Genomic DNA, 24,710 nt, shown 5'->3' with positions numbered 1-24,710 from the left:
CATGGAAGCAACAGAAATAAAATATCAGAAATATCTCGCAAAGGATTACAAGAGCGAAAATGCGGTGCGCTGGTGTCCCGGTTGCGGCGACTACGCCATCCTGACTTGCCTACACAAAGCACTGGCAGAACTGAACGTAGATCCTCACAACACTGCTGTCATTTCAGGTATCGGATGTTCCTCGCGATTGCCCTACTACATGAACACCTACGGGTTTCACAGCATCCACGGCCGTGCCGCTGCCATCGCCACCGGTGTGAAGGTAGCGAATCCCGCCCTGAGCGTGTGGGTAGCTACCGGTGACGGAGATTCACTCGCCATCGGGGGCAATCATTTCATCCATGCTGTCCGCCGCAACGTTGACATCAACATCCTGTTGTTCAACAACAAAATTTACGGACTCACCAAGGGACAGTACTCCCCCACCTCCTCACGTGGGTTCGTTTCAAAGTCATCCCCCTATGGTACGGTGGAAGATCCCTTTCACCCGGCAGAGCTTTGCTTCGGTGCCAGGGGAACCTTCTTCGCCCGTGCCATCGACGTAGACATGAAGACCCAGGTGGATGTGATGGTAGAAGCCGCCCGTCACAAAGGAACCTCCGTTGTGGAGGTGCTGCAGAACTGTGTCATCTTCAACGACGGCATCCACAACAAGATTAGTGATCGCAACTGGAAAGCAGACAACACCATCACCCTGCGTCACGGTGAGAAGATGCTCTTCGGCAAGGAGAATGATAAGGGATTGGTACTCGAGGGGTGGAACCTGAAAGCAGTTACCATCGGCGAGGAAGGCTATACACTGGAGGATGTACTGGTACACGACGCTACTTCGAAGGACAATACCCTGCAGATGAAACTGGCGCTGATGGACACTACCAACGAGCTGCCCGTGGCACTCGGGGTGATCCGCAGTGTTGAGGCACCCACCTATGAGAAGGACTACGAACAACAGATAGAGGAGGTACAGCAGAAAAACCCGAAAAGATCCTTCACCGATTTCCTGTTATCTTCTTCCAACGTTTGGGAGGTGAAATGATGTGCTAATCGGCCTGCTTTCTCCTCCGGATCTCTTCCCGGATCATCTTCAACTCGCGACTGGTCTGTCCCTTCACCGATGAATTCTCTTCGGCTCGTCGGAAGAGGTAGGGCATCATCGTCTTCACCTCGCCGTACGGGACATATTTAGCCACGTTGAAACCCATCTCCGCCAGGTTAAAGGTGATGTGGTCACTCATTCCGTAGAGCTGTGAGAAGTAAATGCCTTGCTGATTGCGAGGCAGGCCTACGGAGTCGATCAGCGAAGCAAGCAACATTGAGCTGGCCTCGTTGTGTGTAGCCACCATAAATTCGATGGTAGCGTGATGTTCCATGAAATAGCGGATGATGGCATCAAAGTCCCTGTCGGTGGCATCCTTATCCGGCTGGATTGGAGAGGGGTATCCTTTCTCAAGAGCACGTGCCCGTTCCTTCTCCATGTATGCCCCCCGGACGATCTTCAACCCGAAGCGGAATCCTCCCTCGAGTGCCATCAAATGATGCTTCCTGATCCGATCGATGCTGTCGTGACGGTACATCTGGTAGGTGTTCTGAACGATTGCCCTCTCACTGTTGTACTTTGCCATCAACCGCATCACCATCTCATCAAGCACGGGTTGGATCCAGCTCTCCTCTGCATCGATCAACACAGGAACATTCAGTTCATAACCCCGTCGAAAGATAGACTCCACCCTTTCCTCCACTCTTCTGTAGGCATCCCTCTCCTCATTCGTGAGCGGCAACCGGGCACTCACCTTCTCAAGCAGGTCGAAACATCCAAGACCGGTAATTTTAAATGCACTAAAAGGAACACTTTTGTTTTGGTGGGCATATTCAACGGTTCGAATCACCTCCCTGCAGGTGGCATCAAACACCTCCTCTGATTCCTCTCCCTCCAAAGCATAATCAAGGATCGATTGTACGTTTCGTTCACTCAATCGCTGTATCGTACGGCTGCAGTCATCAATCGACTCCCCCCCAACAAAATGACGATAGATTGTATTGCGAATGACACCCTTCACAGGCAGGTGGAGGGCAAGCGAAATGTTGACCAGATTCTTTCCCAGGCAAACCAGCTGTTTATTGTTCATCACCCTAAAAAGTTGATACGCTTGCCACAGGCTGTTGTTGGATTGGTCACGGAATGCGGTTTCACAGTTGCTGAAATCGAGATGATTGGTTTTTCCTGATTGCATGTGTGCTAGTAAAGTAATTAGATTTGACACAAAAATAATAAAAAAACAATTCAAGGTGATTAAAATATATTTTTACAATCTATTTTCATCCGACTTTTTTCAATATATTTGTATCAGTCAGAAACCACAAACAAAATCATTATGCCAAAAGGAATTTATCATCTTCCCGACGTGAAAAACGAGCCGGTGAAAAGTTATGCACCCGGATCACCGGAAAGAACAGCGCTGAAAAGCAAACTCGATGAACTCAACCGTGGCGTGCTCGACCTGCCAATGATCATCGGTGGCAATGAAATACGTACCGGCAACCTCCATGACATACGCCCTCCTCACAATCACCGGCAACTACTGGGACACTACCACCAGGGAGACAAGAGTCATGTGCAGATGGCCATCGAAGCAGCTCTGAAAGCCAAGCCGGCCTGGGAGGCAATGCATTGGGAGAGCCGAGCAGCCATCTTCCTCAAGGCTGCCGAGCTGATTGCAGGTCCCTACCGCAGTGAATTCAATGCCGTGACCATGATAGGACAGTCGAAAAATGCCTATCAGTCGGAGATCGATGCGGTTTGTGAACTGGTGGACTTCTACCGATACAATGTAAAGAACATGGTTGAAATCTACGGGATGCAACCCAACTCATCACCCGGCATCTGGAACAGGATGGTATGGCGGCCACTTGAAGGATTCATCTTCGCACTTACCCCGTTCAACTTCACCTCAATAGCAGGCAACCTGGGAGGAGCTCCCGCGCTGATGGGCAATACGGTAGTATGGAAACCATCGAAGACTGCTGTCTGGTCGGCGCACCTCATCATGAAGGTCCTACAGGAGGCGGGACTCCCTGACGGGGTGATCAACCTGGTCTACGCCGGCGGCAGGGAAGCAGCCGAAGTGGTGTTCAATCACCGCGACTTTGCAGGTCTCCACTTCACCGGCTCGACAGCTGTTTTCAACGGTATGTGGGGGACCATCGCCGGCAACATCGGACATTACAAATCCTACCCGCGCATCGTGGGTGAAACTGGTGGCAAGGATTATATACTGGCCGAGAAGAGCGCCAACGCGAAGCAGGTGGCCACCGCCATCACCCGTGGGGCTTTTGAGTACCAGGGACAGAAATGCTCAGCCGCTTCACGCGCCTATATACCCACCAACATGTGGGAGGAGGTAAGGCATTATGTCACTGATGACCTCGCCAGAATCAAGACGGGTGTGGTGGACGATTTCAGCAACTTTGTGAACGCCGTGATCGACGAAGAGTCGTTCGACAAGCTGGCAGCCGTAATCGATGATGCCAAAGCATCCCCTGATGCGGAGATCGTCTGTGGCGGCACATACGACAAAACGGAAGGCTACTTTATCCAGCCCACCGTAATCCTGGCGAAAAAGGCGGACTACATTACCATGCGAGAAGAACTGTTTGGCCCCATACTCACTGTCTATCTTTATGAACCTGACAAACTGGAGGAAACGATGAACATCCTCGACACCACCACCGACTATGCACTCACCGGTGCCATCTTCTCAGCCGACAGGGCTCGCATTGAAAAGATGACCACCCGGTTGATGCACACCGCCGGCAACTTCTACATCAACGACAAACCAACCGGTGCGGTGGTTGATCAGCAGCCCTTCGGCGGTGGCCGCGGCTCAGGGACCAACGACAAGGCAGGTTCAGTGTTCAACATGCTACGCTGGGTGTCACCACAATGCATCAAGGAGACCTTTGTACCTGCTACCGACTATCTCTATCCCAACTTCCTGGAAGAGTAATCATGCGGAACTGATCCCGGATACCCTCGTAAGAAAGATGCCGTCTCATAAAACATGAGACGGCCTTTTTTTTGTTTTAAGTCACCATTATTCTAACCCTATTTCAGGACGAGACAGGGTTCACAGAGTCTCTATCCTTATTGCACCCTTATTGCACCCTTATACCCACTCCAATATTTATCGGAGTGGGTATAAAGATGCAATTAACTTAGAATATAAGAAGAGCTTCCTAATAGATGCCAAAATCCTGCAAACCTGAGACGGCCTCTTTTTCCATTCTGTTTGCATCTGTTAAATGAACTTCAAGAAAAAACAATCTACCTTTGTGGGGTGTTTATGCAGGGAACGAAGATCAAATAATGGACAACAAAAAGATCAACATTGCCGTCGATGGTTTCTCCTCGTGTGGCAAGAGCACCATTGCCAAAGGTCTGGCAAGAGAGTTGGGATACACCTACATCGACAGCGGCGCCATGTACCGTGCCGTTGCCCTCCATGCGCTCCGCAACGGCTGGATCACAGAAGAGGATATGAATCAGGAGCAGTTGGAAAAACATATCTCCGGCATGGTGATTACATTCTACAAGAACTCACAGGGAGAGCAGGAGACCTACCTCAATGGTGAGAACGTGGAGCAGGAGATTCGCACCCTGGAGGCGGCCAACGGCGCCAGCCGTATCAGCACCCTCCCTTTCGTACGGCGCGAACTGGTACGACAGCAACAACTGATGGGCAAAGAAAAGGGTGTGGTAATGGATGGCCGCGACATTGGCACGGTAGTCTTTCCGGATGCAGAGCTAAAACTCTATCTTACCGCCTCACCCGAGGTACGAGCCCGGCGTCGTTTTGACGAGATGAAGGGGAAGGGAGAAAATCCCGTTTTTGCCGAAGTACTTGCCAACGTGAAAGAGCGGGACCAGCGGGACACCACCCGCGCGGAGAGCCCTCTGCGCAAGGCAGACGATGCCCTGGAACTGGATAACTCTCATATCGGCATTGATGAGCAGTTGCGGTGGGCACTGGATATGTATCACAAAATCACAGCGAACAATGAACAAAATTGAGATAGACCGACAGTCAGGATGCTGCTTTGGAGTTGCCAAAGCGATCACCCGGGCTGAAGAGGAATTGAAAAAAGATGGGTTTCTTTACTGCCTGGGCGATATCGTCCACAACAGTATCGAAGTGGAACGACTGGAAAAGATGGGGATGATCACCATCGATCACGAACAATTGAAGGAACTAAAAAATGTCAAGGTGCTGCTACGCGCACATGGAGAACCCCCCAGCACCTATGAGATAGCGAAACAGAACAACATTGAGTTGATCGATGCCTCCTGCCCGGTGGTATTGGGACTGCAGAAGAAGATCAGGAAAAAATATGAACTTGGAGTTGACAACGGGATTCAAATAGTGATCTACGGGAAGAGAGGACACGCCGAGGTGAAAGGGTTGATGGGTCAGACCCGCGAGTCAGCCATCATTATTGAGAGCAAGGAGGAGATTGATAAACTCGATTTCTCACGCGACATCAGCCTCTTCTCACAAACCACGAAGCCGCTGGAGGGTTTTTATGAAATCGGTAAATTGATCAAAGCAAGGATGGAGGAGGGAGCATCCTTCTTTTTCAACGACTCCATCTGCCGACAGGTATCTAACCGGGTACCCAATATCCGGGAGTTTGCGTCGAGTCACGACCTGATTATCTTCATTGCCGGTGAAAAAAGTTCAAACGGAAAGGTGCTGTTTGATGAATGCAAGAGCAGGAACCCTAACTCCTACCTCATTCACACTCCCGAAGAGGTGGACCCGGAGTGGCTCCGGGAAGAGATTAGCATCGGCATCTGTGGTGCTACCTCCACTCCACAATGGCAGATGGAAGCGGTTGCCGATATTGTCAAAAAACTGATGCCACAATCAGAACCTGAAAGAGCTGCTTTTTGAAGCAGCTTTTTTTGTGTCATCACTAAAAAAACGTATCTTTGCGCCTTGTTGATTTGAGGGTTATCACGCAGGTAACCTGTAATCTTACGAATAGATACAATCATTATGGAGTCACATATCAAAAGCGTAGGGGTTCTCACTTCCGGAGGTGACGCCCCGGGTATGAACGCAGCCATTCGCGCAGTCACCCGCGCCGGCATTTCAAACGGAATGCGTGTTTACGGCATCTATAGAGGTTACAAGGGCCTCATCACAGATGAGATTGTTGAATTCAAGACCAACAGTGTCAGCAACATTATCCAGCAGGGAGGCACCATTCTGAAAACAGCTCGTTCACTCGAGTTCATGACCGAAGAGGGACGAAAGATCGCTTATGAGAACATGCAGAAGCATGGTATCGATGCCCTTGTGGTAATTGGTGGTGACGGATCGCTCACCGGTGCCAGTATCTTTGCAAACGAGTTCAACATCCCGGTGGTTGGTCTCCCCGGTACCATCGACAATGACCTTAATGGCACTGATACAACCATCGGCTACGACACTGCACTCAACACCATCATGGAGTCGATGGACAAAATACGCGACACTGCCACCTCACACGAACGACTCTTCTTCGTAGAGGTGATGGGACGAAATTGTGGCTACCTGGCACTCAACAGTGCCATCGCCTCCGGTGCCGAGGCAGCTATTATCCCGGAGATCAGCATTGAGAAAGACCAGTTGGGTGAACTGATTGAGCAGGGATTCCGCAAATCAAAGAGCAGTAGCATGGTTCTGGTTACCGAGAGCGAGGTGACCGGTGGCGCCATGAAACTTGCACAGCGGGTGAAGAAGGAGTATCCACAGTACGACGTACGTGTTTCTATCCTGGGGCACCTGCAACGTGGAGGGTCACCTACGGCGCAGGATCGCATTCTGGCCAGCCGCATGGGTATTGCCGCCATCCAGGCATTGCTGGAACACCAGCGTAATGTGATGATTGGCATCAGGGAGAATGAGATTGACTATGTGCCTTTCAAGCGAGCCATCCGTAAAGAAAGAGAGATCAGCGAGGAGTTGCTTGAAGTGCTGCGCATCTCATCAATCTGAGCGCAGAGATGAATGACGAGAAGGAAAATAAATCTCCACGTTTAACATATTTTCCGAATTGAAAGCGGTACTTTTGTAGCTTATAGACAAATTAATCAATTAATTATATATGGAAATAACACACATTGAACACATCGGCATCGCAGTGAAGAGCATTGAAGAACAACTGCCCTATTACGAAGGGATTCTGGGATTGAAATGCTACAACATTGAGACAGTGGAAGATCAGAAGGTAAAAACAGCCTTTTTCATGGTCGGCCAGACTAAGATAGAGTTGCTGGAACCAACCAGTGAAGAGAGTACCATTGCCAAGTTCATCGAAAAAAGAGGTGAAGGGATCCACCACATCGCCTATGCCACCAAGAACCTTGGAGAGTCTTTGAAGGAGATGGAATCCAAAGGGGTGCGCCTGATTGATCAGCAACCGCGCGGAGGTGCTGAGGGGCTCAACATTGCCTTCCTGCACCCAAAATCTACCGGCAGCGTGCTGACCGAGCTGTGCGAACATCCTGAATAACCGCAACTGCCATTTGACCAACAACCGCAACATCAAATAACACATCACATTATAATTGCATTCATATGAGCAACCAACTCGAGAAAGTAAAAGAGCTTATCCAACTACGCGAAAAAGCACGCATAGGCGGGGGTGAGAAGAGAATCGAATCACAACACCTGAAAGGCAAATATACGGCACGCGAACGAATTGCCATGCTGCTTGACGAAGGCAGCTTCGAAGAGTTCGACATGTTCGTGGAACATCGCTGCTACAATTTCGGCATGGAAAAAACCAAATTCCTTGGCGATGGCGTTGTAACCGGTTACGGCACTATTGAAGGACGCCTGATATACATCTTCGCACAGGATTTCACCGTCTCCGGTGGATCCCTCTCAGAGATGCATGCACAAAAGATCTGTAAGGTAATGGACCAGGCCATGAAGATGGGAGCCCCCCTGATCGGAATCAACGACTCGGGTGGAGCCCGCATCCAGGAAGGGGTGAATGCCCTGGCAGGCTATGCAGAGATCTTCCAACGCAACATCCTGGCATCGGGAGTGATTCCTCAGATCTCCGGCATCTTCGGCCCCTGTGCCGGTGGTTCGGTTTATTCACCGGCTCTCACCGACTTCATCATCATGAGCCAGGGCACCTCCTACATGTTTCTTACCGGTCCCAAGGTAGTAAAATCAGTCACCGGCGAAGATGTGACCCAGGAGCAGCTGGGTGGCGCCTCTGTACACTCTTCAAAATCGGGCGTATCACAGTTTCAGGTACAGACCGAAGAGGATGGCATGAAGCTGATCCGAAAGTTGCTCAGCTATATCCCCCAGAACAACCTGGAAGAAGCACCGCTATACCCCAACGATGATCCCATCGATCGTCTCGAAGATGGATTGAACGATATTATCCCCGACAGCCCCAACAAACCCTATGACATGTATGAGGTGATTGGTGCACTCATCGACAATGGTGAGTTCCTCGAGGTGCATGCCGACTATGCCAAGAACATCATCGTCGGTTTTGCCCGCATGAACGGTCAGTCGGTGGGAATCGTGGCCAACCAGCCCAAGTTCCTTGCAGGTGTCCTCGACATCAATGCTTCCCGTAAAGCTGCCCGTTTTGTACGCTTTTGCGATGCCTTCAACATCCCTCTGGTAACGTTGGTAGACGTGCCCGGCTTCCTTCCCGGAACCGGTCAGGAGTACGGTGGTGTGATTACCCACGGCGCCAAGCTGCTTTACGCATACGGCGAAGCCACCGTACCCAAAGTGACCGTCACACTGCGTAAGTCCTACGGAGGAGCCCATATCGTTATGAGCTGCAAACAGCTTCGTGGTGACATCAACTATGCCTGGCCTACTGCCGAGATCGCGGTAATGGGAGCTGAAGGGGCAGTGGAAGTGCTCTACAGCAAGGAGATTGGCGCTGAAAAAGATACGGAGAAACTGGCTGAATTGGTGAACGAAAAAAAGAAAGAGTACAACGACCTCTTCACCAATCCATATGTGGCAGCACGTTATGGATACATCGATGATGTGATCGAACCGCGCAACACCCGTTTCCGGGTTATCCGTGCACTGCAGCAGCTGCAGACCAAGAAACTGCAGAACCCGCCCAAGAAGCACGACAATTTACCACTTTAAATGCAGCTTAGTATGAGAGTTATCAAACAAATAATATTTCTTTTTGCTACGGTGGCATTGCTCAGCGGCTGCTCCTCCAAGGTGAAAAACCCGGAATGGGTGATCAACGAGGTGATGGTTGTCAATGAGAGCAGTTTCATGGACGGTTATGGCCAGCGCCATGCCTGGATCGAGATCTACAACAATACCGCCAAGACGATGGACTTAGGGGGTCGTTATTTAAGCAACGATCCTAATAATCCAAAAAAATATGCAATCCCACGCGGAGATGTGCTCACCCGTGTAAAACCACATCAACATGCACTCTTCTTTGCTGATGAGAAACCTATAAACGGCACCTTCCATCTCAATTTCCTACTTGACCCAGCAAAAGAGAACTGGATTGGACTCTATGACAATGATGGCAAGACACTGCTCGATGAGATCACTGTCCCCGCCGGCATGCTGGCCGACCAGACCTTCGGGTATGACCAGGATGGATTCAAGTATAATGAAGAAGGCACTCACACAGCTCAGTTACTGGAACGTGTGACCCCCAGCAGCAACAACGCCATTCTGGAGGAGAACCCCAAAGTAAAGTATCTGAAAGAGAATGATGCCGATGGAGGACTGCTGACCTTCACATCGATGCTGGTGGTATTCCTGGGGCTTATCGCACTCTATTTCTTCTTCAAGCTCTCCGGCAATATTGCCAAGAGTATGACCCAAAAGAAAGTGGCAAAGAGCGGTACCCTATCAGCTGCCCGCAGCCAGTCGCACCTTTCGGGTGAAGTGCTGGCAGCCATCTCGGCAGCTATTCATGAGCTGAAGGAAGATCAGCATGATATTGAGTCTACCATCCTCACCATCCATCAGGTGAAACGCAACTTCTCACCCTGGAGTACCAAACGTCAATCGATGCGGGAATTACCCAGATAATCAGTTACAAAAAGAAAAACAGAACAAACGTATGAAAGAATTCAACTATAAAATCAACGGTACCCCCTACAGAGTGGTGGTCAACAAATCAGACAGCGAGATTGTAGAGCTGGAGGTAAACGGCACCCCTTTTACCGTTGAGCTCGCACAGAAAAAGAAAAAATCCCTGGCGGGAGTGAAACGACCTAGTACAGTAAGCTCACCTACCCCACAGAGCTCCTCCACGCCGCTGGTGACCAAGCCGAGCGTTGCCGCTGGCAAGAGTTCGGTACAATCACCATTGCCGGGTGTCATCCTGGATCTCCGCTGTAAGGTGGGTGATTCGGTAAAGAAGGGACAAACCCTGATGATTCTCGAGGCGATGAAGATGGAGAACAACATCCTGGCCAACAAGAACGGTAAAGTAACCGAAATTCTTGTGCAAAAAGGTGATTCGGTGCTCGAGGGCGCGGATCTGGTAGTAATCGAATAAAAGCTGTCGCATACGATGAATACATTAATCTCATTAACTGACAACCTGCGCACCTTCTGGAGCTATACCGGGTTCTACAACGCGGAACCGGGACACCTCATCATGATCCTGATCGGCTTGGTTTTTATCTACCTGGCCATCACCAAGGAGTATGAACCGTTGCTGCTGATTCCCATTGGCTTCGGTATTCTGATGGGAAACATACCCTTCAACGAGGCAGCCAACCTGCAGATCGGCATCTACGAAGAGGGATCGGTGCTCAACATCCTCTATCAGGGTGTAGCCCAAGGATGGTATCCACCGCTTATCTTCCTGGGTATCGGGGCTATGACCGACTTCTCCGCACTGATTGCCAACCCGAAGCTGATCCTGATCGGTGCCGCGGCACAGTTTGGAATCTTCGGTGCCTATATCATTGCCCTTCAGATGGGATTTGCTCCCAACGAAGCAGGCGCGATTGGCATCATTGGTGGCGCTGACGGACCAACCGCCATCTTCACCACCTCGAAGTTGGCACCCCACTTGCTGGGGGCTGTAGCCATCTCGGCATACTCCTACATGGCGCTGGTGCCGGTGATCCAGCCTCCTTTCATGCGACTCTTCACCAGCAAGCAAGAGCGGGTAATCAAGATGAAAACGCCTCGTGTGGTGTCACAGACCGAAAAGATCCTTTTCCCGATCATGGGTATGTTACTCACCACTTTCCTGGTACCCTCCGGTCTACCATTGCTGGGGATGCTCTTCTTCGGCAATCTGCTGAAAGAGTCAGGTGTTACCCGTCGTCTGGCAGAAACAGCCCGCGGACCGCTGGTTGATACCATCACCATCCTGCTGGGCTTCACCGTGGGTGCTTCTACGCAAGCTACCACCTTCCTGCGTGTAGAGTCTGTGAAAGTGTTTGCCATCGGTGCGCTCTCCTTTGTGATTGCCACCTGTACGGGACTGCTCTTTGTGAAGTTCCTGAACCTCTTCCTCTCGAAGGAGAAGAAGATCAACCCGCTGATCGGTAACGCAGGGGTTTCTGCTGTTCCCGATGCTGCCCGTATTTCACAGTCACTTGGGCTGGAATATGATCCTTCCAACTACCTGCTGATGCATGCCATGGGCCCCAATGTGGCCGGTGTGATTGGTTCAGCGGTGGCGGCCGGTATCATGCTGGGCTTCCTCTATTGATAAAAAAACAAAACTGTCACAGCAATGGGCCTGGAACAGTTGTTGCCTGCCATTGCAGGCATGACCTGGCAACATTTGGTCATGATAGGTGTAGGAGTACTCCTCATCTATCTGGCCATCGCCAGGAAATATGAGCCGACATTGCTCCTGCCAATGGGGTTTGGTGCCATCCTGGTGAACATCCCTCTCTCGTCGGCCCTCACTCAGATTGACCCGGCTACTGGTGAAGCGGTGGAGGGGGTACTCAATGTTTTCTTTCAGGCGGGTATCGCCACTGAGATCTTCCCCTTGCTGATTTTCATCGCCATAGGGGCGATGATCGACTTCTCTCCCCTCTTTCGCAACCCTTCCCTGCTGTTGTTTGGTGCTGCCGCTCAGTTTGGGATCTTCCTCACCATGCTTTTTGCCTCCCTGCTGGGATATGACCTGCGTGAAGCAGCTTCCATCGGCATCATCGGTGCTGCAGATGGACCTACCTCGATTGTGGTGGCCTCCCGTTTTGCGCCATCACTGTTGGGTCCCATATCCGTGGCTGCATACTCCTATATGGCCCTGGTGCCGATCATTCAACCGCCCGTGATCCGGATGCTTACATCCCGCAAGGAGAGGCTGATCCGCATGACAGGTAATAACAGCAAGAAGATCTCGAAGCAAGCGTTGATTGCTTTCCCGATTGTAGTCACCATCGTGGCAGGCATCATCGCCCCCTCCTCGCTATCGTTGATCGGCTTCCTGATGTTTGGCAACCTGGTGCGTGAATGCGGTGTACTCAACAAGCTCTCCCTCTCGGCACAAAATGAGTTGGCGAGCCTGGTGACACTACTCCTGGGCATCACCATCGCCAGCACCATGACTGCTGATCGCTTTATCAGGGTAGATACGCTAATCATCATCGCACTGGGACTCTTTGCCTTCGTCTTTGACACCTTTGGCGGGGTGATTTTCGCCAAGTTCCTGAATCTCTTCCGCAAAGAAGGGAACAAATTTAATCCGATGATCGGAGCCTGCGGTATTTCTGCCTTTCCCATGTCGGCACGGGTGATACACCAGATGGGACAGAAGGAGGACCCCTTCAACTACCTGCTGATGCCGGCAATCAGTGCCAATGTAGGTGGACAGATAGGTTCAGTGGTGGCAGGCGGTATTATCCTGACACTGGTTCCCTTTTTCGCTTAAAAAAAACCTGATGATGACACCAATTTTTGAAAAAGCACTGCTGATTGCAGCCATTGGCATGACAGGAATCTTTCTCTTCATGGTTGTTTTCTACCTGCTGATTCTGCTGCTCGAAAGACTGATGCCTTTCCGGGAAGAAAAACCGGAAGAGGAGTTTTCTGAGGAAAGGGTTACGGAAGATGAGAATCTCTGAATTGCGTCAGTCCTGTTTCCTGAGATCAGCCCCCCACATCAGTTTGTCACGCAATGTTTCATAAAATGTGTGACCTACGCGCTTGACCACTCGTAGTCTGTAATCAGCTTTGCGCACCTGAATACTAACCGTTTCTTCCAGCACGCGCGACTGGCCGTCGACAGATACAAGGAACATGTGGCTGCGACTCTCCACCTTTAGTGAGATCAGACTGCTATCGTCTACCACCAACGAGCGGGAGGTGAGGTTGTGCGGAGCAATCGCCGAAAGGATCAGACTGGGGGTTGTGGGGCCGAGGATGGAGCCTCCGATACTGAGTGAATAGGCAGTTGAACCGGAAGGGGTGGCAACCACCAGTCCATCGGCTTGATAGGAGGTTAGATAATCGTTGTTGATATAGGCATGGATGGTGAGCATCGAGGCGGTATCCTGCTTTAGAATTGCCACCTCATTGAGGGCATGTGCATTGAAATCATCCGGAGGAAAGGTCTCATCGGTTGTCAGTTTCAGGAGAGAACGCTCCTCCACCTTGTAATCGTTGCGCATCACCTCCTGCAATGTTTCATCCACATCCGAATAATTGATAGCTGCAAGAAACCCAAGTCGTCCGGTGTTGATACCCAGTACAGGGACCCCCGTGTTGCCCACTGTTGCGGCTGTACGCAGAAAGGTACCATCACCACCCACACTCAATACCATGTCTACAGGAGGCAATGTATCCACCAGCTCACAGAAGGGTCCTATGCGGGATTGTATGTGTCCCGGCAGGGTGTAAAAAAAGCTCTCCGGCAGATATAGTTCTCCTCCACACCGAATAATGGAGAGGCATACCCCGCCGATCTGTTCTTCTGCTCTGGCAGTCCGGTCGGGAAATATACTGCCGAATAAAGCAAACTTCATCCTCTTATCCCTTTTTGGTTCTAAAATTACATTTCCAGGTAATACATCAGTTCGTCGAGCCGTTCCCTTTGTTTGTCGGTCACTTCACCTTCACGCATAAAATGATACACCACCCGGTAGTTAAAACGTTCGAAGCTTCGCAACACGGAGGTGGGATCATCCACATCCAGCTTCAAAGAAACCATCAGGGCTGATCCTCCCGAGAGTGGCAAGACAGACAATGCCATCACATGGGCATTGTTGCTCTCCACAATCCGGGCAATCTCAGTGAGGGTGTAGTCCCTTAGCGCCACCTCCAGAATGATCAGCGAATTTTCTGATTCTGAGAGTTCAGCGAACTGTTCGGGGCTTAGGGGAGAAGTGAACCATTCCACCTGATTTTTGATAATTTCTTTCTCCGACATTGCGAAAAACGGTTATTTCGTATTACTTTTGTATCACTTCTACAAAGATGGTGATTTTTTACCTATTTGAGCACCCATGCGGTTTTTTTATTATTCCTTTACCAAAAGAACTTGCATGTTCCGCCAATGTGAAGTGAAGAGTGTGAAAAATTATGACGAAGTTAAGCGTTAATGTAAACAAGGTGGCCACGCTGCGAAACGCACGCGGGGGCAATATTCCTGACCTGGTACAAGTGGCTGTTGACTGTCAGCATTTTGGAGCTGAAGGCATCACGGTACATCCCCGCCCCGATCAACGACACATCCGCTACAGCGATGTGTTTGACCTGCAGGCGAAGGTTTTTACGGAGTTCAATATCGAAGGCAATCCCACCCCAGAGTTCATCAACCTGATCAGAAAAATCAGACCGGCGCAGGTGACCCTCGTACCTGATGCCCATGATGCCATCACTTCCGATGCCGGTTGGGACACTGTCAACCATAAAGAATTCCTGAGCGATATCATCAGCGAGTTTCAGTCCATGGGTGTACGCACCTCAATCTTCGTGGATCCCGATCCGGAGATGATTCGAATGGCATCACAGATCGGCACCGATCGCATCGAACTATACACCGGCCCATACGCCATGCAATTTCCGATTGACAGGGAGAAGGCGGTGGCTCCTTTTGTGGAAGCAGCTACACTGGCGAAGAGCCTGGGATTGGGCATCAATGCCGGTCATGACCTGAATCTCGACAACCTCCGTTACCTCTGGCAGCAGATCCCCTGGCTGAAGGAGGTCTCCATCGGCCACTCACTGATCAGTGATGCACTCTACATGGGACTCAAAGAAACGATAAAAGCCTATAAAAATTGTTTAAAAGAGGATCCGGATGTGTTATGACCAGCCAAAACAGTTATCTTTATCAATCGACTAAAACGAACCATAACAGAATCATTTTGATATGAATCTTTTACAAATACCCTCGCCGGCAGACAGCCTACAGACAATCTACAACACCATGCAGCAAACAGCCGCTGCGGAAGAGATGGCTTCACAGATGAACGCATTCGACCTGGCACTGAAAGGTGGATGGATCATGATCGTTCTGCTGGTGCTGTTGTTGATGACCATCTATGTGCTGATTGAACGAACACTGGTGATCAACAAGGCCGGCAGAGAGGACAACTCTTTTATGAACCGTATCAAGGATTACATCCATGACGGCAAGATCGACGCAGCGCTCAACCTCTGCCGCAACACTGACACCCCCTCTGCCAGGATGGTGGAGAAAGGGATCTCCCGGCTGGGACGCCCCATGGGAGATGTGATGTCGGCCATTGAGAACCAGGGCAACATCGAGATCTCCAAACTGGAAAAAGGGATCCCGGTGCTGGCCACCTCCGCCTCGGGTGCCCCCATGGTGGGTTTCCTCGGAACAGTGACAGGCATGGTGAAAGCTTTTATGAGCATGGCAGGTGCCGGCGCCAACGTAGATGTGAACATCCTCTCCACCGGAATCTACGAAGCACTGGTCACCACCGTGGGTGGTCTGATTGTGGGTATCATCGCCCTCTTTGCCTACAACTACCTCTCCACGCGAATCAAGGGTATCGTCAACAGGCTTGAGATGCGGATTATGGAGTTCATGGATATCCTCAACGAACCGGCGGTATAACTTGTACAACGGATTGACCGATTTGCGGATTCATCGCCAATCAACAAATCACCGAATCAAAGAGATATGGCATTAAAACAACGATTTAACATAGAATCGAATTTCAGCCTGGCATCGATGACCGATGTGATTTTCCTGTTGCTGATTTTCTTCATGATCACCTCGACCATCGTAGTGCCCAACGCCATACAGGTGTTGCTGCCACGGTCGCAGCAACAGGCACAGGCCAAGCCTATCACCCGGGTAACCATCGACAAGGATCTGAACTACTATGTGGCCAACGCCAACGAACGTGAACGACAGGTGCCCTTTGAAGCGATCACCCCGTTCCTGCAATCGGTATACAGTGCCGAACCGGATATCTTCGTAGCGCTCTACGCCGATGAGAGCGTTCCCTACAAGGAGATTGTCCGCATCCTGGACATTGCCAACCAGAACCGGTTCAAGATGGTACTGATGACAAGACCCAACTGAAGGGATTGATTTTTTCACCCATAGCTTACAGGAGAACAATGGAGATAACCAGAGAGAAAATAGGAGGAATTGCAGGAACAATCATTTTTGCCATATTGCTCCTGCTGATCCTGATGTTCTCCTACTTCACACTCAGCACCCCAACGGAGGAGCTGGAAGGGATCCCGGTGATGTTCGGCAGTGTGGAGGATGCCTACGGGGCGGCCGAGCCTCCCATGAGTGAACCTACACCCCTGCCCGCGCAACAACCTGAGCCTCCGGCGAACACCCCCGAGGAACCGTTAATCACCCAAACCAACGAGCCTACCATCGATATTGAGGCACAACGTGAGGAGAGTGAGCGACAGGCCCGCCTGGCCGCCGAACAACGCGCACGCGAGGAGGCAGAACGAAGACGCCGCGAAGAGGAGGCCCGTAAACGGGAAATTAACCAACAAATGTCGGGACTCTTCGGCGAGAGCACCGAAAGCCGTGGCAACACCGAGGGGAGCGGCACACAGGGTGTCACCACAGGTAACGCCACACAAGGCTCACCCACAGGTACCGGCGGCATCGGAGAATTCAACCTAGATGGCCGTTCACTGGGCAGCGGAGGGTTGGTGCAACCACGATACACCGTGAACGATGAAGGTACGGTGGTCATCAATATCACCGTTGATCCCTCAGGGAATGTCACACATGCAGAGATCGGCAAGGGCACCAAATTACCCAATGCCGCCCTGCTCAAAGAAGCGCTCGAGGCGGCAAGGAGCACCAAGTTCAATGCCATCACCTCGATGAACAACCAGCAGGGAACCATCACCTATCGGTTTAGACTTAAATAATAAAGATAATTGTGATATGAAAAAAGTAGCACTCTTTCTGTCAGACGGCTTTGAAGAAATTGAAGCGCTCGCCACAGTCGATATCCTGAGAAGAGCGCAGATACCGGTAACCACTGTTTCCATCACTGGGAAAAAAGAGGTGACTGGTGCACACCAGATACAGGTCATCGCAGACAGCCTGTTCAAGGAGACCGATTTCTCGCAGGTGGGCTACCTGGTACTGCCAGGCGGCATGCCCGGAGCACGGCACCTCGATGAGCACGAAGGACTGAAGCAGCTGATCACCGATTTTGACCATCGCGGAGAACAAATCGCCGCCATCTGTGCGGCACCAATGATACTGGGTGGCCTGGGCCTGCTACAGGATAAACAGGCTACCTGCTACCCCGGTTTTGAGGAGAAACTTATCGGCGCAAGGGTCACGGGTGAGAAGGTGGTGAGCGACCACCATATCACCACCGGCAGGGGACCCGGCCTGGTGTTTGAATTCGCGCTGACACTGGTAGAGCAAATCGCCGGCAGTGACAAACGCAGGGAGGTGGCACAGGGATTGCTCCTTTGATCATCGGCCTAATTATATCGCTCAAGTGCTAATTTGCGGGAAAATTTATGGTGCAAAGAGTTGGTTATTAAGAAAAAACCAGCTACCTTTGCACCGCTTTTTTTACCGTTTCATGAACCGGCTGCATTCCGGGCCCGACAGGATTGGGTGCTCACGCAACATGAACATGGCTGGAAAGCAAAGTACAACATAATGTCTCACTTATTTAATTATTTATTATTACACAACAAATGACTGAAAACCTAAAAAATGTGGCGCCCATAGAAGATTTCGACTGGGCCTCCTATGCTGAGGGTGATCCTTACAGCAGAGAGAACAGGGAAAAACTTACCGAAAGTTACGACAACACGCTGAGCAAGATCAGTGACAAAGAGGTCGTAAATGGTATCGTAACCTCCATGAACAAACGCGAGGTGGTTGTGAACATCGGATACAAATCAGACGGTGTGGTGTCGATGAACGAGTTCCGTTACAACCCCGACCTGAAAATTGGCGACGAAGTAGAGGTTTACATCGAAAGCCAGGAAGATAAAAAAGGACAGCTGATCCTCTCACACAAGAAGGCACGTGCTTCACGCTCGTGGGATCGTGTAAATGCAGCACTCGAAAACAACGAAATCATCAAGGGATATATCAAATGCCGCACCAAGGGTGGTATGATTGTGGATGTATTCGGAATCGAAGCATTCCTTCCGGGATCGCAGATCGACGTGAAGCCGATCCGCGACTATGATATCTTTGTAGACAAGACAATGGAATTCAAGGTTGTGAAGATCAACCCTGAATACAAGAACGTGGTGGTTTCTCACAAGGCACTGATCGAAGAAGAACTCGAGCAGCAGAAGAAAGAGATCATCTCTAAACTGGAAAAGGGACAGGTACTCGAAGGGGTGGTCAAAAACATCACATCCTACGGTGTATTCGTCGACCTGGGCGGTGTAGACGGCTTGGTACACATCACCGATCTCTCATGGGGACGCATTCAACACCCCGAAGAGGTGGTGAAGTTGGACGACAAGATCAACGTGGTGATCCTCGACTTCGACAACGAGAAGAAACGTATCGCACTTGGCCTGAAACAGCTCACCCCGCATCCATGGGATGCCCTGAGTGAAACCCTGAAGGTGGGTGACATCATCAAGGGCAAGGTAGTGGTTATCGCCGACTATGGTGCTTTCGTAGAAATTGCACCGGGTGTTGAGGGATTGATCCACGTTTCTGAGATGAGCTGGACACAGCACCTCCACAGCGCACAGGATTTCATGACCGTAGGCGAAGAGGTGGATGCCGTGATCCTTACACTCGATCGTGAAGACCGTAAGATGTCACTCGGCGTGAAACAGCTGAAGCCCGATCCATGGGATGACATCGAGGTGAAATACCCTGTAGGAAGCACCCATACCGCTACCGTTCGCAACTTCACCAACTTCGGTGCATTTGTGGAAATTGAAGAGGGTGTGGAAGGGCTGATCCATATCTCCGACCTCTCCTGGACCAAGAAGATCAAACACCCGAGCGAGGTGACCGAGATCGCTGCACCAATTGAAGTACAGGTACTCGACATCGACAAGGAAAACCGTCGTCTGAGCTTGGGTCACAAGCAGCTGGAAGAGAACCCCTGGGATGTATTTGAAACTATCTTCACCACGGGTTCAATCCATGAGGGAACCATCGTGGAACTGCTCGACAAGGGTGCCGTGATCTCACTGCCCTACGGCGTGGAAGGATTCGCTACCCCCAAGCATTTGGTGAAGGAAGACAACTCACAGGCACAGGTAGATGAAAAGCTGCAATTCAAGGTGATTGAGTTCAACAAGGATTCCAAGCGCATCATCGTTTCTCACAGCCGCATTCACGAAGATCTATCGGGTGATGACTCCCGCAGAAGAAGTAAGCGCGGTGGCAGAAAAGAGGGTGGCAATGAAACAGTCGTCGCCATGCCTTCTGTAGAGAAGACTACGCTTGGAGACATCGAAGAACTGGCAGCCCTGAAAGAGAAGCTGGACAACCAGAAGGTAGAGGCATTTAAGAAGGAAGCCGCTAAAGCGGAAGCAAAAGCAGAAGCTAAAGCGGAAGTTGAAACGAAAGCCGATGTCAAAGAAGATGTAAAAAAAGATGAGAAGCCGAAGGCTGCTAAAGCAGAAAAGGCAGCAGAAGCAGACACAACCGAAGCTGAGGAAACAGACGCTTCCGAGGAAGTGAAGGAGTAATACACCTGTTTCTGAGATCTTTTTCTCACATACAAATCCGTAAGGGGACCGGCTGATAACAGTCGGTCCCCTTCTTTTTCACCATCTCAGTTCATTTTTCGTATCTTTGCAGAAAATATCACAGCAAGTGTTCACAAACGACAAACCATATCGCGACTTTGCCGACTACCTGGCAGCACGATTTCCGTATAAAGTGCAGAAGATCTCCATCAATGCAGGTTTCACCTGTCCCAACCGCGACGGCAGCAAGGGTCGCGGCGGCTGCACCTACTGCAACAACCAGAGCTTCAGTCCCGGCTACGGTAAGCCCACCAAAACAATTACAGAGCAGATGGCCGACGGCATCCAATTCTTCTCCCGGAAATATCCGGAGATGAAATACCTGGCCTATTTTCAATCCTATACAAACACCTACGACAGCCTGACCTCTCTCACGGAGAAATATGAAGAAGCACTGGCATATCCGGGGGTGGTTGGGCTGATTGTGGGCACACGACCCGACTGCATGCCGGACGAATTGCTGGATTACTTTGAGCATCTCAACAAAAAAACTTTCCTGCTGATTGAATATGGGGTGGAATCAACCCTCAACAGGACCCTGGAGCGGGTGAACCGGCAACACAGCTACGAGGAGTCGACTGCCATGATCCGCAAAACAGCGGAGCGGGGCATCCCCGTGGGTGCACACATGATCCTGGGCCTCCCGGGCGAGAGCGAAGAGGAGATTCTTTGCCATGCCGACAGACTGTCGGAACTGCCACTCACAACGATCAAGCTACATCAGTTACAGATCATTCGCTACACCGCCATGGCGCGTGAATACAAGCTTCTGCCCGAATCGTTCCGGCTTTTCGAACCGGAGGAGTATATCGATCTCTGCGTCAGCTTTGCCGAGCGGCTGAGCCCCGACATCCACATCGAACGGTTCACCTCCCAATCGCCCAAACGACTCCTGATCGCCCCCGACTGGGGGATGAAAAACCACGAGATGACCGCCCGGATCATCAAGCGGTTCCGTGAGAGAGTTACCCTTCAGGGACGTTTGTGTGCCAACCTGACATGACAACCATCCGATAGAGTCTTAAGAGATTCAGGCCCATCAGAGGGGTTTCACAAATTCTTTACTCCGGAGTTCAAAAAGAAGCAAATATCACTAAAAGTAGTGATTGTAGAATCGCGAAGAATTGCTTTCCTTTGTGACAGGATGAGAGAAACCAAGCCTGTGAACCTGAACCCATTCAACTGAAAATAGTCTGCATGAAAACAACCCTACTGAAACAACTGTTTTGGGATGTGATGCTCTTTTTGTTCGTTTCCCCCGTGATCAGGGCAAATGAGAGCGACTCGCTGCGCCAATACCATCTCGACAGCATCGTCGTCTCGAGCATCAAGCTGCCACATGCCGCCTGGCGGGTGCCGGCAGCCTCCACCACGCTCAATGGCACCACGCTGCAGCGAAGGCAGCTCAATGAGATGAAGGATTTCACCGCCTCTATCCCCAACTTCATCATGATCGACCGTGACTCCCGTCTCACCTCCTCGGTGTTCGTGCGGGGTGTGGGTTCACTGATCAACGCCCCGGGGGTGGCGATGTATGTGGATGGTATCCCTCACTTTGAGAAATCCTCCTTCGACATCAACCTGGCCGATATCGAAAAGATCGAATTCCTTCGCGGTCCACAGGGAACCCTCTACGGCCGCAATGCGATGGGGGGCATCATCCTGGTGCATACCGCCTCCCCCTTTCGCCGGCAAGGGACAAGACTGCGCCTCAGCTACGGCAGCCACAACGAAACACGTATCACGCTGTCGCACCGCCAGAAAGAGGGAGAGCAGTTTGCCTGGGGACTCACCGGCGATTATCACCACTCCGACGGCTACATCATCAACCGCTACAACAACAAAACAACCGACCGACTTAACGCAGCCTCACTGTACAACCGGCTGGAGTGGCGTCCCCGCCACAACCTGAGCTTTCGCCTGCAGCAGAGCCTGGAGAAGGTGAAACAGGGCGCCTTCGGTTACGGGACAGTGAACAGCGAAGGAAACGATGTCGATTCCGTCTCACTCAACCATCCCAGCCACTACGAGCGATTGATCTACGACGCTGGACTACAGGCCGACTATCACACCCCATTGGTCTGGTTCCGTGCGCAGAGTTCGCTGCAGCTGCTGGATGACACCTATGAAGTGGACCAGGATGCCTCACCACGTGACCTCTACCATGCCCTGCAGGGAGAGAAACAGCGACTCCTCTCGCAGGAGATCAACCTCAGAAACACGACAGAGGGAATCTATGGTTGGAACTTCGGCCTCTTTGCCTTTCACCATCTTATTCGCAGGAGTACCGATGTTTTCCTGCAAATGGCCAAGCCCCCCTATCAACTGGAAAAACGTTACGACGACCGGAACAGCGGCATCGCTCTCTATCACCAGTCGGAACTGCAAATCACTCCCCGGCTTGTACTGGAGGCTGGGTTACGGTACGATTTCGAAAAGGCTCATTCCATTCACCGCGAAAACAAACTCACAGGGGGAACTGTAGAGTTGCGCAACCAGTATGACTCCCCCCTCACCTTCTCACAATGGACACCCAAGGTTACGCTACAATATCGCTTCAATGGGTTTAATCAGCTCTATGCCACCTGGGCCAGGGGATACAAGACCGGTGGCTTCAACACCGTCTTCGAAGCGGAGCATGAACGGACTTTCGACCCTGAGAAAAGCTGGAACTATGAGATCGGGGGTAAGACAACCCTCTTCGACAGAAAGTTGATCGCGGAGGCGGCACTTTTCTATATCGATATTCGCAACCAGCAGGTGAAGCAGCTTCTCGACCTGCAGGGGGTGAAGATCCGCAACGCCGGCCGCTCCATAAGCAAGGGCGCCGAGTTCTCTCTGAAAGTAATGCCATCAGATGGCGCGCTGATCTATTTCACTTACGGATACACCCATGCCACCTTCCGTAGCTACCACTACAGTGAGGATACCGACTACAGCGGCAACTACCTCCCCTTCGTACCCCGTAACACCCTCACCGTGGGGGCGGGACAACGAATCGACTTGCGCACTTTCATCAGCGATCGATTGCTGTTGCAGGCAAGCTACACCGGCATGGGCGAACGCTACTGGCACGAGGACAACCGTGTGAGACAACCCTTCTACGGGTTGCTCAACACCAGCGTTGCAATCGAGAAAGGATCGCTGCGGGTGACGCTCTGGGGCAAAAACATACTAAACGAGAAACAGCTGGGATATTACTTTGAATCTGCCGGACGTAGTTTGGGGAAACCGGGTAAACCCTTTACAACGGGGGTAACCTTCGACTATTCATTCTAACGGCACTGGCATGAAACAGAAACTAACCGGCAACCTTTTCACCTTTTTCACCCTCTACATCGCGCAATCAATACCGATGAGCTTTTTCGCCACGGCACTGCCTGTACTGATGCGACAGGGCGACTATTCCCTCTTTGCCATCGCCCTACTCAAGCTGATTAAGCTGCCATGGATCTTCAAGTTCCTCTGGTCGCCGTTGGTCGACAGGAGGACCGAGACCACAGCAGACTACAAGCGGTGGATCATCGGTTCGGAGATTCTCTATGCGCTGATCATCTTCGTGGTGGCGATGCTCAACGTGGAGACCCACTTCACACTGGTCATCCTGCTGATCTTGCTCGCATTTATCTCCTCCGCCACGCAGGACATCGCCACCGACGCGATGGCAGCCCGTTCCTTTGAACGGAGGAACAGCAGCCTGCTCAACAGCATCCAGTCGATGGGTTCCTTCACGGGCAGCATGGTGGGCGGCGGCTTTCTGCTGCTGCTCTTCCACCGTATCGGATGGTCTCATCTACTTCCCTGGGTAGCCATCTTCGTGCTGGTGGCACTGCTTCCCCTGGCATTCAACAGGAGGATTACCCTCCAGAAACGAAAGAACAGGAAGAAAGCAACACCCCGTGACATGTGGCTCTTCTTCACACGAAAGCAGATCTGGCGACAGATCCTCTTCCTCATCCTTTTCTACGCGGGACTGATCGGCATCCTCTCCTCTCTCAGCCCCTACCTCGTGGACAAGGGATACCAGATGAAAGAGATCGGTGCGATGGTGGGCATCTTCGGTGTCTCCACCGGCATCCTCTCCGCTTTTCTCACCGGCATCTTCATCCGCAGAAAAGGGAAACTGCGCTCCCGGCGGATCATCTCGGCACTGATCATCCTCCCCGCTGCCTACTTCCTCTGGCTCACGAAAAGCGGCAGCGAGAGCCACACCCTGATTCTTGTGGGGGTAGCTCTGGTCTGGGGCACCTACGGCATGGCCTCCACCATGATCAACACCTCTGCCATGGACATCGTGCGCGATGGACGTGAGGGTACAGACTTCACCCTACAGATCGTGCTCACACACCTCAGCGCAATGGTCATCACACTGGTGAGCGCCCGCGTGGGTGACTTGATCGGCTATTCTGGATTATTTACCATGGAGTTATTGCTGGCCTCCCTTTCCTTTATTTTTATACTGTTTGTCAACCCGTTTCGTCCAACAGAAAAAGAGTGAAAACG

At 51.3% G+C, this 24,710-nt stretch carries 24 protein-coding genes; 21 read left to right on the top strand and 3 right to left on the bottom strand.

From position 1 onward, the window contains the following. The first annotated feature begins 1 nt into the window (after position 1). Positions 2–1,036 carry a 2-oxoacid:ferredoxin oxidoreductase subunit beta gene (locus JS578_10925; GenBank protein ID QRX63364.1) on the top strand — a complete coding sequence of 345 codons (1,035 nt, stop codon included), beginning with the start codon at positions 2–4 and terminating at the stop codon, positions 1,034–1,036. Between the two features lie 4 nt (positions 1,037–1,040). Here JS578_10925 and JS578_10920 read toward each other — a convergent pair whose 3' ends face one another. After that, positions 1,041–2,231 carry a proline dehydrogenase family protein gene (locus JS578_10920; GenBank protein QRX63363.1) on the bottom strand — a complete coding sequence of 397 codons (1,191 nt, stop codon included), beginning with the start codon at positions 2,229–2,231 and terminating at the stop codon, positions 1,041–1,043. 141 nt (positions 2,232–2,372) lie between these two features. Between JS578_10920 and pruA the strand changes: the two genes are divergently transcribed. From pruA to JS578_10865, 11 genes are all read left to right on the top strand, one after another. After that, positions 2,373–4,004: an L-glutamate gamma-semialdehyde dehydrogenase gene (pruA, locus tag JS578_10915; protein ID QRX63362.1), complete on the top strand. Its 1,632-nt coding sequence runs from the start codon at positions 2,373–2,375 to the stop codon at positions 4,002–4,004. A 359-nt stretch (positions 4,005–4,363) separates the two neighbouring features. Continuing rightward, on the top strand, positions 4,364–5,068 hold the full coding sequence (locus JS578_10910) for a (d)CMP kinase (protein QRX63361.1): 705 nt from the start codon (positions 4,364–4,366) through the stop codon (positions 5,066–5,068). Continuing rightward, positions 5,055–5,948 carry a 4-hydroxy-3-methylbut-2-enyl diphosphate reductase gene (locus JS578_10905; protein QRX63360.1) on the top strand — a complete coding sequence of 298 codons (894 nt, stop codon included), beginning with the start codon at positions 5,055–5,057 and terminating at the stop codon, positions 5,946–5,948. The genes JS578_10910 and JS578_10905 overlap by 14 nt, the downstream gene beginning before the upstream one ends. Positions 5,949–6,053: 105 nt before the next feature. Then, positions 6,054–7,037, top strand: coding sequence for a 6-phosphofructokinase (gene pfkA, locus JS578_10900; GenBank protein QRX63359.1), 984 nt, complete (start codon positions 6,054–6,056; stop codon positions 7,035–7,037). Positions 7,038–7,146: 109 nt separating this feature from the next. Next, complete coding sequence (mce, locus tag JS578_10895) at positions 7,147–7,554, top strand: methylmalonyl-CoA epimerase (GenBank protein QRX63358.1); 408 nt, start codon at positions 7,147–7,149, stop codon at positions 7,552–7,554. Between the two features lie 65 nt (positions 7,555–7,619). Then, the gene (locus JS578_10890) at positions 7,620–9,182 is read left to right on the top strand and encodes an acyl-CoA carboxylase subunit beta (protein ID QRX63357.1); all 1,563 of its coding nucleotides are present in this window, start codon (positions 7,620–7,622) and stop codon (positions 9,180–9,182) included. Positions 9,183–9,194: 12 nt separating this feature from the next. Further along, positions 9,195–10,100: an OadG family protein gene (locus JS578_10885; GenBank protein ID QRX63356.1), complete on the top strand. Its 906-nt coding sequence runs from the start codon at positions 9,195–9,197 to the stop codon at positions 10,098–10,100. A 31-nt stretch (positions 10,101–10,131) separates the two neighbouring features. Then, positions 10,132–10,572: an acetyl-CoA carboxylase biotin carboxyl carrier protein subunit gene (locus tag JS578_10880; protein QRX63355.1), complete on the top strand. Its 441-nt coding sequence runs from the start codon at positions 10,132–10,134 to the stop codon at positions 10,570–10,572. Positions 10,573–10,587: 15 nt separating this feature from the next. After that, positions 10,588–11,745: a sodium ion-translocating decarboxylase subunit beta gene (locus JS578_10875; GenBank protein QRX63354.1), complete on the top strand. Its 1,158-nt coding sequence runs from the start codon at positions 10,588–10,590 to the stop codon at positions 11,743–11,745. Positions 11,746–11,769: 24 nt separating this feature from the next. Further along, entirely contained in the window at positions 11,770–12,921 is a 1,152-nt protein-coding gene (locus JS578_10870) for a sodium ion-translocating decarboxylase subunit beta (protein QRX63353.1), read from the top strand. Positions 12,922–12,931: 10 nt separating this feature from the next. Next, positions 12,932–13,114 carry a hypothetical protein gene (locus JS578_10865; GenBank protein ID QRX63352.1) on the top strand — a complete coding sequence of 61 codons (183 nt, stop codon included), beginning with the start codon at positions 12,932–12,934 and terminating at the stop codon, positions 13,112–13,114. 6 nt (positions 13,115–13,120) lie between these two features. On the opposite strand, the gene JS578_10860 is transcribed toward JS578_10865, so the two are convergent. Together JS578_10860 and JS578_10855 are read right to left on the bottom strand one after the other, a co-directional pair. Beyond that, a complete protein-coding gene (locus tag JS578_10860; GenBank protein QRX63351.1) occupies positions 13,121–14,014 on the bottom strand; it encodes an NAD kinase in 894 nt (297 codons plus the stop codon). A 26-nt stretch (positions 14,015–14,040) separates the two neighbouring features. After that, complete coding sequence (locus JS578_10855; GenBank protein ID QRX63350.1) at positions 14,041–14,418, bottom strand: hypothetical protein; 378 nt, start codon at positions 14,416–14,418, stop codon at positions 14,041–14,043. A gap of 152 nt (positions 14,419–14,570) precedes the next feature. Between JS578_10855 and JS578_10850 the strand changes: the two genes are divergently transcribed. The 9 genes from JS578_10850 to JS578_10810 all read left to right on the top strand — a co-directional run bounded on the left by JS578_10850 (position 14,571) and on the right by JS578_10810 (position 24,705). Beyond that, entirely contained in the window at positions 14,571–15,302 is a 732-nt protein-coding gene (locus JS578_10850; GenBank protein ID QRX63349.1) for a pyridoxine 5'-phosphate synthase, read from the top strand. Between the two features lie 61 nt (positions 15,303–15,363). Then, positions 15,364–16,077, top strand: a complete 714-nt coding sequence (locus JS578_10845; protein ID QRX63348.1) for a MotA/TolQ/ExbB proton channel family protein — start codon at positions 15,364–15,366, stop codon at positions 16,075–16,077. Between the two features lie 66 nt (positions 16,078–16,143). After that, positions 16,144–16,551 carry a biopolymer transporter ExbD gene (locus JS578_10840; GenBank protein ID QRX63347.1) on the top strand — a complete coding sequence of 136 codons (408 nt, stop codon included), beginning with the start codon at positions 16,144–16,146 and terminating at the stop codon, positions 16,549–16,551. A 38-nt stretch (positions 16,552–16,589) separates the two neighbouring features. Beyond that, a complete protein-coding gene (locus JS578_10835; protein ID QRX63346.1) occupies positions 16,590–17,375 on the top strand; it encodes an energy transducer TonB in 786 nt (261 codons plus the stop codon). A gap of 16 nt (positions 17,376–17,391) precedes the next feature. After that, entirely contained in the window at positions 17,392–17,937 is a 546-nt protein-coding gene (locus tag JS578_10830; GenBank protein ID QRX63345.1) for a DJ-1/PfpI family protein, read from the top strand. Positions 17,938–18,167: 230 nt separating this feature from the next. Further along, positions 18,168–20,147 carry a 30S ribosomal protein S1 gene (rpsA, locus tag JS578_10825; protein QRX63344.1) on the top strand — a complete coding sequence of 660 codons (1,980 nt, stop codon included), beginning with the start codon at positions 18,168–18,170 and terminating at the stop codon, positions 20,145–20,147. Positions 20,148–20,274: 127 nt separating this feature from the next. Then, positions 20,275–21,210, top strand: a complete 936-nt coding sequence (locus tag JS578_10820) for a TIGR01212 family radical SAM protein (GenBank protein QRX63343.1) — start codon at positions 20,275–20,277, stop codon at positions 21,208–21,210. A 194-nt stretch (positions 21,211–21,404) separates the two neighbouring features. Beyond that, positions 21,405–23,486, top strand: a complete 2,082-nt coding sequence (locus JS578_10815; protein ID QRX63342.1) for a TonB-dependent receptor — start codon at positions 21,405–21,407, stop codon at positions 23,484–23,486. A 10-nt stretch (positions 23,487–23,496) separates the two neighbouring features. Further along, positions 23,497–24,705, top strand: coding sequence for an MFS transporter (locus tag JS578_10810; protein QRX63341.1), 1,209 nt, complete (start codon positions 23,497–23,499; stop codon positions 24,703–24,705). Positions 24,706–24,710: the final 5 nt, after the last annotated feature.

This window comes from Dysgonomonadaceae bacterium zrk40 (genome assembly GCA_016916535.1).
Taxonomy (GTDB): Bacteria; Bacteroidota; Bacteroidia; order Bacteroidales; family Dysgonomonadaceae; genus Proteiniphilum.
The sequence above is the reverse complement of the archived record's forward strand: the minus strand, read 5'-3'. Positions and strand labels throughout refer to the sequence as shown.

What these genes read in the sequence shown, in the direction of transcription:
- JS578_10850 (QRX63349.1), top strand. Translation starts at nt 14,571, where the DNA reads ATGACGAAGTTAAGCGTTAATGTAAACAAGGTGGCCACGCTGCGAAAC.
- JS578_10880 (QRX63355.1), top strand. Translation starts at nt 10,132, where the DNA reads ATGAAAGAATTCAACTATAAAATCAACGGTACCCCCTACAGAGTGGTG.
- JS578_10855 (QRX63350.1), bottom strand. Translation starts at nt 14,418, where the DNA reads ATGTCGGAGAAAGAAATTATCAAAAATCAGGTGGAATGGTTCACTTCT.
- mce (QRX63358.1), top strand. Translation starts at nt 7,147, where the DNA reads ATGGAAATAACACACATTGAACACATCGGCATCGCAGTGAAGAGCATT.
- JS578_10840 (QRX63347.1), top strand. Translation starts at nt 16,144, where the DNA reads ATGGCATTAAAACAACGATTTAACATAGAATCGAATTTCAGCCTGGCA.
- JS578_10830 (QRX63345.1), top strand. Translation starts at nt 17,392, where the DNA reads ATGAAAAAAGTAGCACTCTTTCTGTCAGACGGCTTTGAAGAAATTGAA.
- JS578_10875 (QRX63354.1), top strand. Translation starts at nt 10,588, where the DNA reads ATGAATACATTAATCTCATTAACTGACAACCTGCGCACCTTCTGGAGC.
- JS578_10925 (QRX63364.1), top strand. Translation starts at nt 2, where the DNA reads ATGGAAGCAACAGAAATAAAATATCAGAAATATCTCGCAAAGGATTAC.
- pfkA (QRX63359.1), top strand. Translation starts at nt 6,054, where the DNA reads ATGGAGTCACATATCAAAAGCGTAGGGGTTCTCACTTCCGGAGGTGAC.
- JS578_10835 (QRX63346.1), top strand. Translation starts at nt 16,590, where the DNA reads ATGGAGATAACCAGAGAGAAAATAGGAGGAATTGCAGGAACAATCATT.
- pruA (QRX63362.1), top strand. Translation starts at nt 2,373, where the DNA reads ATGCCAAAAGGAATTTATCATCTTCCCGACGTGAAAAACGAGCCGGTG.
- JS578_10885 (QRX63356.1), top strand. Translation starts at nt 9,195, where the DNA reads ATGAGAGTTATCAAACAAATAATATTTCTTTTTGCTACGGTGGCATTG.
- JS578_10860 (QRX63351.1), bottom strand. Translation starts at nt 14,014, where the DNA reads ATGAAGTTTGCTTTATTCGGCAGTATATTTCCCGACCGGACTGCCAGA.
- JS578_10905 (QRX63360.1), top strand. Translation starts at nt 5,055, where the DNA reads ATGAACAAAATTGAGATAGACCGACAGTCAGGATGCTGCTTTGGAGTT.
- JS578_10870 (QRX63353.1), top strand. Translation starts at nt 11,770, where the DNA reads ATGGGCCTGGAACAGTTGTTGCCTGCCATTGCAGGCATGACCTGGCAA.
- JS578_10910 (QRX63361.1), top strand. Translation starts at nt 4,364, where the DNA reads ATGGACAACAAAAAGATCAACATTGCCGTCGATGGTTTCTCCTCGTGT.
- JS578_10920 (QRX63363.1), bottom strand. Translation starts at nt 2,231, where the DNA reads ATGCAATCAGGAAAAACCAATCATCTCGATTTCAGCAACTGTGAAACC.
- JS578_10890 (QRX63357.1), top strand. Translation starts at nt 7,620, where the DNA reads ATGAGCAACCAACTCGAGAAAGTAAAAGAGCTTATCCAACTACGCGAA.
- JS578_10865 (QRX63352.1), top strand. Translation starts at nt 12,932, where the DNA reads ATGATGACACCAATTTTTGAAAAAGCACTGCTGATTGCAGCCATTGGC.
- JS578_10810 (QRX63341.1), top strand. Translation starts at nt 23,497, where the DNA reads ATGAAACAGAAACTAACCGGCAACCTTTTCACCTTTTTCACCCTCTAC.
- rpsA (QRX63344.1), top strand. Translation starts at nt 18,168, where the DNA reads ATGACTGAAAACCTAAAAAATGTGGCGCCCATAGAAGATTTCGACTGG.
- JS578_10845 (QRX63348.1), top strand. Translation starts at nt 15,364, where the DNA reads ATGAATCTTTTACAAATACCCTCGCCGGCAGACAGCCTACAGACAATC.
- JS578_10815 (QRX63342.1), top strand. Translation starts at nt 21,405, where the DNA reads ATGAAAACAACCCTACTGAAACAACTGTTTTGGGATGTGATGCTCTTT.